The organism is Cobetia sp., assembly GCF_983723665.1.
In genome coordinates this window covers 1-10,532 of record NZ_CFDJES010000015.1, presented here as the reverse complement: position 1 = coordinate 10,532, position 10,532 = coordinate 1, and the positions used below count along the sequence as shown (strand labels likewise).

At 62.2% G+C, this 10,532-nt stretch carries 6 protein-coding genes; all 6 read right to left on the bottom strand.

Features of this window, described 5'->3' with window-relative positions:
• Positions 1-151 precede the first annotated feature (151 nt).
• On the bottom strand, positions 152-1,717 hold the full coding sequence (locus AC4FAH_RS03050; protein WP_287020790.1) for a SpoVR family protein: 1,566 nt from the start codon (positions 1,715-1,717) through the stop codon (positions 152-154).
• A gap of 83 nt (positions 1,718-1,800) precedes the next feature.
• Positions 1,801-3,084: a YeaH/YhbH family protein gene (locus AC4FAH_RS03045; RefSeq protein ID WP_043334759.1), complete on the bottom strand. Its 1,284-nt coding sequence runs from the start codon at positions 3,082-3,084 to the stop codon at positions 1,801-1,803.
• A 97-nt stretch (positions 3,085-3,181) separates the two neighbouring features.
• On the bottom strand, positions 3,182-5,104 hold the full coding sequence (locus AC4FAH_RS03040; RefSeq protein ID WP_043334761.1) for a PrkA family serine protein kinase: 1,923 nt from the start codon (positions 5,102-5,104) through the stop codon (positions 3,182-3,184).
• A gap of 703 nt (positions 5,105-5,807) precedes the next feature.
• A complete protein-coding gene (locus AC4FAH_RS03035) occupies positions 5,808-6,893 on the bottom strand; it encodes a threonine aldolase family protein (RefSeq protein ID WP_286988432.1) in 1,086 nt (361 codons plus the stop codon).
• Between the two features lie 199 nt (positions 6,894-7,092).
• A complete protein-coding gene (locus AC4FAH_RS03030) occupies positions 7,093-8,166 on the bottom strand; it encodes a 1-aminocyclopropane-1-carboxylate deaminase/D-cysteine desulfhydrase (protein WP_192838647.1) in 1,074 nt (357 codons plus the stop codon).
• A gap of 203 nt (positions 8,167-8,369) precedes the next feature.
• A complete protein-coding gene (locus AC4FAH_RS03025) occupies positions 8,370-10,397 on the bottom strand; it encodes an NADPH-dependent 2,4-dienoyl-CoA reductase (RefSeq protein ID WP_286988429.1) in 2,028 nt (675 codons plus the stop codon).
• Positions 10,398-10,532 lie beyond the last annotated feature (135 nt).

Here is a 10,532-nt window from a genome sequence, read left to right as displayed (position 1 = left end):
GAGCACGAGAGCCGATTGAGACAAGAAAACCGCCGCGAGGGTGTCCTCACGGCGGTTTTTTCATACCTGCCTTATGCCGATTGCGTGCCGGTCAGGGCTGGCATCCTCTCGACACCCCCTCGATCCACCATGAGCGTCACCTGACGCCCTGTCAGCCGGGACTGGCGTCCTCCGGCAGTGGCCACTGGTAGCGCCTTGCCACCTCATCGTTCTCCATCGACTCCAGATGGACAGGGAAGCCCCACAGCTGATGCAGATAGCGCATCACGGGGTAGACGCTGCGCGCCAGCGGGCGGCGATCATCCTGCACATGGCGCAGGGTCAGCGAGCGATCACCGCGAATGTTGGCGGCCCACACCTGGATATTCGGCTCACGATGGCTCAGCGCGTACTGCACGCACAGCGCCTCACGAATGCGCTTGTAACCACGGCTGTCGTGAATGGCGTCGATGACGAGATGCTCATCGCTGTCATCATCGACCAGTGAGAACAGCTTGAGATCCCGGATCACCTTGGGCGACAGGAATTGCTGGATGAAGGACTCATCCTTGAAGTTGCGCATCGCGAAGTGCACCGTTTCCAGCCAGTCGCTGCCGGCGATATCCGGGAACCACTCACGATCCTCATCATCGGGGTGCTCACAGATACGCTTGATATCGGTGAACATCGCGAAGCCCAGCGCATAGGGATTGATGCCGTTGTAATGCGGGTGATCGAAGCCGGGCTGCTGCACCACCGAGGTATGCGACTGCAGGAACTCGAGGATCACGCCCTCGCCAATCAACCCCTCATCGTAGAGCTGATTCATGATGGTGTAGTGCCAGAAGCACGCCCAGCCCTCGTTCATCACCTGCGTCTGGCGCTGCGGATAGAAGTACTGCGCCAGCTTGCGCACGATACGCACCAGCTCGCGCTGCCAGGGCTCCAGCAACGGGGCATTCTTCTCGATGAAATAGAGCAGGTTCTCCTGCGGCTCCGGTGGATAGCGGCCGCGGCGATGCAGACCGAGGGGGTCATTGACCTCATCGACCACCTCATCCTCTTCGCCCGCCTGGGGAATCGTGGTCCACAGCGCATTCACCTGGGCCTGCAGGTAGGCCTCACGCTCCTGCTGACGCTGGACCTCCTCTTCCGGCGAGATGGCTGAAGGACGCTTGTAGCGATCCACGCCATAGTTCTGCAGCGCATGGCAGGCATCGAGCAGCTGCTCGACGGCGTCCACGCCATGACGCTCCTCGCACTCGGACACGTATTTCCGCGCGAAGACGAGGTAGTCGATGATCGCCGAGGCATCCGTCCAGGTGCGGAACAGATAATTGCCCTTGAAGAAGCTGTTGTGGCCATAGCAGGCATGCGCCATGACCAGAATCTGCATCATCAGGGTGTTCTCTTCCATCAGATAGGCGATGCACGGGTCGGAGTTGATCACCAGCTCATAGGCCAGCCCCATCTGCCCTCGCCGATACGCCTGCTCCACCGACAGGAACTGCTTGCCGAACGACCAGTGATGGTAGCCGACCGGCATGCCGATGCTGGCGTAGGCATCCATCATCTGCTCGGACGTGATCACTTCGATCTGGTTGGGGTAGATATCCAGCTTGTACTGCGCGGCGATGCGCGCGATCTCGCTTTCGAAATGCTCGAGCAATTCGAAGGTCCAATCCGACCCGCTGGCCGGCTGGGTGTCTTCCAACCGGCTATCGATGCGCTTGCTCATTCGGTCATCAAGACCGCCATCAAGACCATGACTCATGAGGCCTCCTGGCCCGGCGCGACTGCCGGGCACGTCGCATGATGTGATCAGGCGCTGATGCGGCGCTTGAACAGCTCGCGGAATACCGGGTAGATATCGCCTGCCTCGACGATCTGCTGCATGGCAAAGCGCTCCGGAAATTCCGCCTCGACCCGCTCGTACTCCTCCCATAGCGCCTGATGGGCATGCGGCGTGATCTCCACATAGGCGTAGTACTGCAGGCGCGGCATCAGCTTCTTGATCATCAGTTCGCGACAGTTGGTGGAATCGTCGTCCCAGTTGTCGCCATCCGAGGCCTGCGCCACGTAGAGATTCCACTCACCGGCCGGATAGCGCGATTCGATCACCTCATCGAGCAGCGTGAGGGCACTGGACACGATGGTGCCGCCGGTCTCGCGGGAGTAGAAGAACTCCTCCTCGTCGACTTCCTTGGCAGCGGTGTGGTGACGAATGAAGACCAGCTCGACCTTCTCGTAGTTGCGCTCCAGGAACAGATACAGCAACAGGAAGAAACGCTTGCCGATGTCCTTGTGCGCCTGGGTCATCGACCCCGAGACATCCATCACGCAGAACATCACCGCCTTGTTGGACGGCATCGGCTGATTGATGAGGTGGTTGTAGCGCAGATCATAGGTATCGAGGAACGGCACCGCCTTGAGGCGCGCCTCGAGCCGCTCGATTTCCGCCTTGAGCTCACTGATGCGCACCTTGTTGCGCAGCACCGGGTCCTTGCGCTCCTCCTGCTCCAGCGCTTCGACAGCCTCCTTCAGCGCCCGCTTGATCGGGGAACGCATCGCGATGCGCCGCGCCTGTGCTGAACGCATCGAGCGCACGATGTTGATACGTGCCGGTGTGCCGTCACGCGCGATCCCCGCGCGCACCGGGCGCACCTCTTCCATGTCCGCGATCTGCTTGCGCTCCAGATGCGGCAGTTCCAGCCCGTCGAAGACGAACTCGAGAAATTCCTCACGCGACAGGGTGAAGGCAAAGTCGTCTTCCCCCTCGCCCTGATTGGAGGCCTGGCCCTCGCCACTGCCGCCTCCCCCACCACCGCCGCTGGGACGGCGCATGCGGTCCCCTTCGACAAATTCCTTGTTGCCGGGATTGATCACACGCCGCTTGCCGCCCTGTCCGTGCTGGAAGACCGGCTCGGAAATGTCACGCGTCGGAATGGAGACTTCCTCGCCGCGCTCCATGTCGGTGATGGAGCGCCGATTGACGGCATCCTCCACCGCCCGCTTGATATGACTGCGATAGCGCCGAATGAAGCGCTGTCGATTCACTGCACTCTTGTTGCGTGCATTGCTGCGTCGATCAATGAAATAACTCATTCGCCCTCCTTGCCGGCCCCGCCCTCAGCGGATGGCCGGATGGCAAGTGCCGGCGGCAATCGTGCCCGCCGGCAGGCCTGTCGTCAGTCGGCAGGGCTTACTGCGACTTGCGTACGCGCAGGTACCATTCGGACAACAGGCGCACCTGCTTCTCGGTGTAGCCGCGATCCACCATGCGCGCCACGAAGTCCTCGTGCTTGCGCTGGTCGGATGCCGAGGCCTTGGCATTGAAGGAGATGACCGGCAGCAGCTCTTCGGTATTGGCGAACATCTTCTTCTCGATCACCGCACGCAGCTTCTCGTAGGACTGCCAGCTCGGGTTGGTACCGTTGTTCTGCGCCCGTGCGCGCAGCACGAAGTTGACCACCTCGTGACGGAAATCCTTCGGGTTGGAGATGCCCGCGGGCTTCTCGATCTTCTCCAGCTCCTCATTGAGTGACTGACGGTCCAGCAGTTCGCCGGTCTCGGGATCGCGATACTCCTGCTCCTGGATCCAGAAGTCGGCATAGGTCACATAGCGATCGAAGATGTTCTGCCCATACTCGGAATAGGACTCGAGATAGGCGGTCTGGATCTCCTTGCCGATGAAATCGACGTAGCGGGGCGCCAGGTATTCCTTGATATAGCGCAGGTAGCGCTCGTGGGTTTCCTTGGGCAACTGCTCCTGATCGAGGCGCTGCTCCAGCACGTAGAGCAGATGGACCGGATTGGCCGCGACCTCACTGGCATCGAAGTTGAAGACCTTGGAGAGAATCTTGAAGGCAAAGCGTGTCGAGAGCCCATCCATCCCCTCGTCGACACCGGCGCTGTCGCGGTATTCCTGGATCGACTTGGCGCGCGGATCGGTATCCTTGAGGTTCTCGCCGTCATAGATGCGCATCTTCGAGTAGACGCTGGAATTCTCCGGCTCACGCAGACGCGACAGCACGATGAACTGGGACAGCATGCGCAGCGTATCCGGGGCACAGGGCGCCTGATTCAGCGACGAATGCTCCAGCAGCTTGGCGTAGATCTTGACCTCCTCGGAGGCACGCAGGCAGTAAGGCACCTTGACGATATAGACGCGATCGAGGAAGGCCTCGTTGTTGCGGTTGTTGCGGAATGCCTGCCACTCGCTCTCGTTGGAGTGCGCCAGCACCACACCATCGAAGGGAATCGCACCCATGCCTTCCGTCGGGTTGTAATTGCCCTCCTGGGTCGCGGTCAGCAGCGGATGCAGCACCTTGATCGGCGCCTTGAACATCTCGACGAATTCCATCAGCCCCTGGTTGGCCTTGCACAGCCCGCCGGAGAAGCTGTAGGCATCCGGGTCATCCTGGGCATAGAGCTCCAGCTGACGGATATCGACCTTGCCGACCAGCGCGGAAATGTCCTGGTTGTTGTCATCGCCCGGCTCGGTCTTGGAGATACCGATCTGATTGAGGCGCGAGGGATAGAGCTTGACCACGCGGAACTTGCTGATATCACCGCCATATTCCTTGAGGCGCTTGGCGGCCCACGGTGACATGGCACTGCGCATGCAGCGCTGGGGAATGCCGTACTCCTTCTCGATCAGCTCGCCATCTTCCTCCGGCGAGAACAGCCCCAGCGGAGACTCGAAGACCGGCGAGCCCTTGATGGCATAGAAGGGAATCTGCTCCATCAGCAGCTTGAGACGCTCCGCCAGAGACGACTTGCCGCCGCCCACCGGGCCGAGCAGATACAGGATCTGCTTGCGCTCCTCCAGTCCCTGCGCCGCATGCCGGAAGTAGGAAACGATCTGCTCGATAGCCTCTTCCATGCCATAGAACTCGGCAAAGCTTGGATAACGGCGGATCAGCTTGTTGGAAAAGATACGGGAAAGACTGGGGTCCTTGGCGGTATCGATGACCTCCGGTTCACCGATGGCCGCCAGCATGCGCTCGGCAGCGCTGGCGTAGGCAGTAGTGTCCTGCCGGCACAACTCCAGGTACTCCTGGAGACTCATCTCTTCTTGCTGAATCCGCTCGTAGCGGCTCTGCACGTGATCGAAGATGCTCATGGAAGCCTCCTTGTCGCGACATCAGTCGCTGGGACCATCGCCGGGCCCACTCAGGTAAGACCGCAAAATTCGTTCGTCCGCTCAGCCTGGATAGCGTACGCAGGACGACTGCCTCGGCGTGTTTATCAGCATAGGTCGATATAGGGTGCTGGTGTCCAATACAGTGAATGAATGCATTCAACGAACTTTCCGCCGGCGGAGCCAGTTCTGCCAAGCACCGCAGGATCTACGGCAGCCAGTGGGTCAGCAGACACTACGATGGCGCCTGAACGCCCCTGACAACGCGTTGAAGAAAGCTTCGAAAGACGCGAAAACTCGACCAATGCTTCTGCTGTCGCGGGTGATTCACTCATGTCATGTTGCACCGCAGCACACCTTGAGCATAGGAACAGACTGACGGTTGACGCCAGTCACTCTCACGCCCAGACGACACTGCATACCAGCCCGTCGAGCAAGAATGGCCGCGCCCACACTTCACTCCCGACCACCTCCGCCACGCTTCATACAGCCTCCTGGCTCACCACAAAGACCATGAAAACAACGACTGGCGACGAAGTGGCTACCAACCTGATCAGACTCTTGCCTCAATCACGCATGACGTTGACAAGACCGGACAACCGGCCACAAAAAAATCCCCACCGCCGGCGCGATGGGGATCTCGAGGGAGGCGCTCACGCCTTCGGGACTGTCTGAATCAAGAGGCTCACAGCACGTCGCGAATATCCTTGAGCAGGGCGTCGAGCAACTCGGTGGTGGTATTCCAGGAGCAGACAAAGCGCGCGCCACCCGCACCGATGAAGGTATAGAAGGTCCAGCCACGCTCACGCAGTGCCGCCAGCACATGCTCGGGGAAGCTGGCGAACACGCTGTTGGCCTCGCTGGGGAACAGCAGCTCGATGCCCTCCAGCGCCTCGAGTCGCTCGGCCAGATACTGCGCCATGCCGTTTGCATGGCGGGCATTGTTCAGCCAGACATCATTTTCCAGCAGCCCCATCCAGGGCGCCGCGATGAAACGCATCTTGGAGGCCAGCTGACCGGCCTGCTTGCAGCGGTAATCGAAATCGCGTGCCAGCTTGCGATCGAAGAAGATCACCGCCTCCCCCATGGCCAGACCATTCTTGGTGCCGGAGAAGCACAGCACGTCCACACCCGCCTTCCAGGTCAGCTCGGCCGGCGAGACATTCAGCGCGGCGCAGGCATTGGCGAAACGGGCGCCATCCATATGGATCTGCAGATCATGACGGTCCGCCACTTCACGAAGCGCCTGCAGCTCTTCCAGGCTGTAGACAGTGCCGACCTCGGTGCACTGGGTCAGGGAGATCACGCGCGGACGCGGATAGTGGATATCGCTGCGCTTGGTAACCAGCTGCTCGATGCCTTCCGGCGTCAGCTTGCCGTCGGGGCCCGGCGCGTTGAGCAACTTGGACCCGTTGGAGAAGAACTCCGGCCCACCGCATTCATCGGTCTCGATATGGGCCAGTTCGTGACAGATGACGCTGTGGTAGGACTGGCACAGGTGGGCCAGCGACAGGGAGTTGGCGGCGGTGCCATTGAAGACGAAAAACACCTCGCACTCGGTCTCGAACAGCTGACGAAAGCTGTCGGTGACCTGCTGTGTCCAGCGGTCATTGCCGTAGGCGAGATCGTCATCACGATTGGCCTGCATCATGTACGCCATCGCCTCGGGACAGATACCGGACGTGTTGTCACTGGCCAGAAAGCGTGAAGTGCACGCTTCATCGGCAGCAGAGGTCGCAGCGGGGGTCGGGGCAATGGCGTCAGTCGTCATGGGAATTTCCAGAGCGGGACAGGGGATCACCCTGTCCGGTGAAACAGACACGGCTCCCGGATGGCAGGAGCCGCTGCAGAAACTCCATCATAACAGCGCTGCACGCCGCCGCCAGTGGCAGGTGAAGGCTGCACGCAAGCCACCGGAGGGCGCCTCGCGAGAGGAGACGAGCCAGATGACACTCGCCTCGCCAGCACCCTCAGATGGCCTGCAACGCCGGATAACCTCGCCGCCCCTGCAAGCCCCCGCTGTGCAGCACGCGAATGCGCGTACCGCGCGCGATCAGGCCATTGGCCAGATGATGCGCCAGCGCCGCGAACAGCTTGGCAGTGTAGACCGGCTCCACCGCAACGCCGGTCTCGGCCTCGAAGCGCTGAATGAACTGGATCAACCAGTCAGGCGCCTTGGCAAAGCCGCCGGCCTGCGCCCCCAGCCACAGGCCCCACTCCGGCGTCTTCTGCTGGCTGCCGCCACTTTCCGCCAGCAGGCGACGCACACGATGATAGAGCTGATCGCCATGATTCATGGTCGGCACCCCGATGACCCGCAGCCCATCGCGCTCGCCCAGCGCACTCAGCACCCCGGCAAGCGTCGTGCCGCTGCCACAGGCCAGCAGCACCAGCTGCGGCGCAGATTCGCCCGGCACCGGCTCGGCCAGCGCCTGAGCCAACGGCGCCAGCCCGGCGACGCCTTCCACGCAACCGCCACCCTCGGGAATCCATACCCCCTCGCCATGGCGCCTGGCAAAATCAGGCTGGTCGCGCTGCCGGTACTCGGCTCGCGAGACGAAACTCAAGCGCATGCCATTGTCGCGCGCATCGGCGAGCGTGGGCGTCAGCGGCGCTTCGGGATGCCCGCGCACCAGGCCATGCGTCTCGATGCCCAATCTGGCCCCCGCCGCCGCCAGCGCATGCAAATGGTTCGACCAACCACCCCCACAGCTGATGATGCCCCGCTTCTCGCTCAACGCCCTGGCCAGCGGCAGGCGCAACTTCCAGGCCTTGTTGCCGGAAATCTCGCTGTCCAGCGTGTCGGCGCGCAGGCACTCGACGATCACACCGGCCTCATCGGCCAGCGGCCACGCCAGGCGCTCGACCGCTGGCGGCGTGAACAGATCCAGCAGGCTGTCCAGTGTCTCGGCTACCGGCGGGGAGGCGGCCAGCGATGATGAAGCCCGAGCATCCTCCCTGTGAGGCGGCAAAGGACTGTCCTCGGTGTCCGGCATCAGAGCCTCAGCGGTGGCATGGCGTGAGGCGGCAGCGTGCGGTGACATGAGCAGATCCCATCGTGGCGGCAAGGCAGAGATCAGAGCGCATCGAGCCGCTGGCGCGGCGCCCGAGGCAAACTCTGAAGACGACAAAGCCACCACGGAGGCACATGCAGCAAAGGCACGGCGTCCGCGGTGGCTTCCATCAGTCTAGGCAGTGGTCAGGCTCAGCTCAACGCTGAATATCCCCATGCGTGATCGCGGTCAACTCAAAGGGCAGCGGCCGCCATTGTGCCCTGCGCGATCGCGCGCTTGGCATCCAGCTCTGCCGCCTTGTCGGCGCCCCCGATGATATGCAGCTCCACCCCCGCCGCCTCCAGAGGCGCCTTCAGCTCCAGCACCGAATCCTGCCCGGCGCACAGCACGATGCTGTCCAGCGCCAGATGCTGCTCTTCGCCATTGAGGCTGACGGTCAGGCCTTCGCTGTCGATCGAGCGATACTCACAGCCGGCGACCATCTTGACGCCACGCTGCTTGAGGGTCGCGCGATGCACCCAGCCAGTGGTCTTGCCCAGTCCCTTGCCGGGCTTGGAGGTCTTGCGCTGCAGCAGCCACACCTCACGAGGCGCCTGCGGCACCACGGGTGCCTTGAGGCCGCCAGGCGTGCTGACCGAGAGATCCACCCCCCACTCCTCGCACCACAGCTCACCATCCAGCGAGGGCGACGGCTCGACGTGAGTCATCAGCTCCGCGACATCGAAGCCGATCCCGCCAGCCCCGATCAACGCCACGCGACGCCCGACCCGCTCCGGCGCACTGATCGCCTCGGCATAGCTGAGCACCTGACCCCGCTCGATACCGGCTTCGACACCCTCGATATCCGGCGTCCGCGCCTTCACCCCCGAGGCCAGAATCACGGCATCGAATTCCGCCAGCTTCTCGGCGGTGGCGCGAGTATTGAGGCGCACCTCGACCCCACAACGCATCAGCTTCTCGTTGAAGTAACGCAGCGTCTCGTCGAACTCTTCCTTGCCGGGAATGCGACGCGCGAAATTGAACTGGCCACCCACCTCGGACTGCGCCTCGAACAGCACTACCTCGTGACCACGCTCGGCCGCCGTCACGGCGGCAGACAGTCCCGCAGGACCTGCGCCCACCACTGCCACGCGGCGCTCATGTCGCGCAGGCTCGATCACCATCTCGGTCTCGTGACAGGCACGCGGATTGACCAGACACGAGGTCAGCTTCATCTGGAAGGTGTGATCGAGACACGCCTGATTGCAGGCGATGCAGGTATTGATGATGACAGCATCGTCCGCCCTGGCCTTGCTGACCCATTGCGGGTCCGCCAGGAACGGTCGCGCCATCGACACCATGTCGGCATGGCCCTCGGCCAGCACCGACTCGGCAATCTCAGGCATGTTGATGCGATTGGTGGTGATCAGAGGCAGACTGAGTTCCTGCTTCATGCGCTGGGTCAGCCCGGTGAAGACAGCGCGCGGCACGCTGGTGACGATGGTCGGCACACGCGCCTCATGCCAGCCGATGCCGGTATTGATCAGGCTCGCCCCTGCCGCCTCGATGGCCTTGCCGAGCGCGACCACTTCCTCCCAGGTGCTGCCCTCATCGACCAGATCCAGCATCGAGAGGCGATAGATGATCAGGAAGTCCTCACCCAGCGCGGCGCGAATGCCGGCGACGATCTCCACCGCCAGGCGGATGCGATTCTCGAAGCTGCCACCATACTCATCCTCGCGCTGATTGGTGCGCCGACAGATGAACTGGTTGATGAAATAGCCTTCCGAGCCCATCACCTCGACGCCATCATAGCCGGCCTCGCGGGCCAGGCTGGCGCAGCGCACGTAGTCAGCAATCTGCTCCTTGACCTCTGACGTGCTCAGCGCGCGTGGCGTGAAGGGGTTGATCGGCGCCTGAATCGCCGAGGGCGCGACCTGATCCGGCGAGTAGGCATAGCGCCCCGCATGCAGAATCTGCAGACAGATGCGCCCATCCTCGGCGTGCACCGCCTCGGTGACCTCGCGATGGTGCTCCGCCTCTTCCGGGGTGGTCAGCTTCGCGGCCCCCTGCATGACAGCCCCTTCCGCATTCGGCGCGATACCGCCCGTGACGATCAGCGCCACCCCGTGGCGTGCACGCTCACGATAGAACGCCGCCAGGCGCGCGAAGCCATCGGGAGTCTCCTCAAGCCCCGTGTGCATCGAGCCCATCAGCACACGGTTCTTGAGCGTGATGTGGCCCAACGTCAGCGGACGGAAGATATTCGGATAGGCAGTCATTGCGGTCTCTCCTTGGCTGTCTCGAGCACCTCGGACAATCATTGTTATATCGCGCCGCCGCCACTCTCATCAGCAACACTCACTCAGTCATGGTCGTCAGTAACAGGTTGTCAGGACATCAACGACTGATGACAG

What these genes read in the sequence shown, in the direction of transcription:
- AC4FAH_RS03040 (WP_043334761.1), bottom strand. Translation starts at nt 5,104, where the DNA reads ATGAGCATCTTCGATCACGTGCAGAGCCGCTACGAGCGGATTCAGCAA.
- AC4FAH_RS03045 (WP_043334759.1), bottom strand. Translation starts at nt 3,084, where the DNA reads ATGAGTTATTTCATTGATCGACGCAGCAATGCACGCAACAAGAGTGCA.
- AC4FAH_RS03030 (WP_192838647.1), bottom strand. Translation starts at nt 8,166, where the DNA reads ATGTCACCGCACGCTGCCGCCTCACGCCATGCCACCGCTGAGGCTCTG.
- AC4FAH_RS03025 (WP_286988429.1), bottom strand. Translation starts at nt 10,397, where the DNA reads ATGACTGCCTATCCGAATATCTTCCGTCCGCTGACGTTGGGCCACATC.
- AC4FAH_RS03035 (WP_286988432.1), bottom strand. Translation starts at nt 6,893, where the DNA reads ATGACGACTGACGCCATTGCCCCGACCCCCGCTGCGACCTCTGCTGCC.
- AC4FAH_RS03050 (WP_287020790.1), bottom strand. Translation starts at nt 1,717, where the DNA reads ATGAGCAAGCGCATCGATAGCCGGTTGGAAGACACCCAGCCGGCCAGC.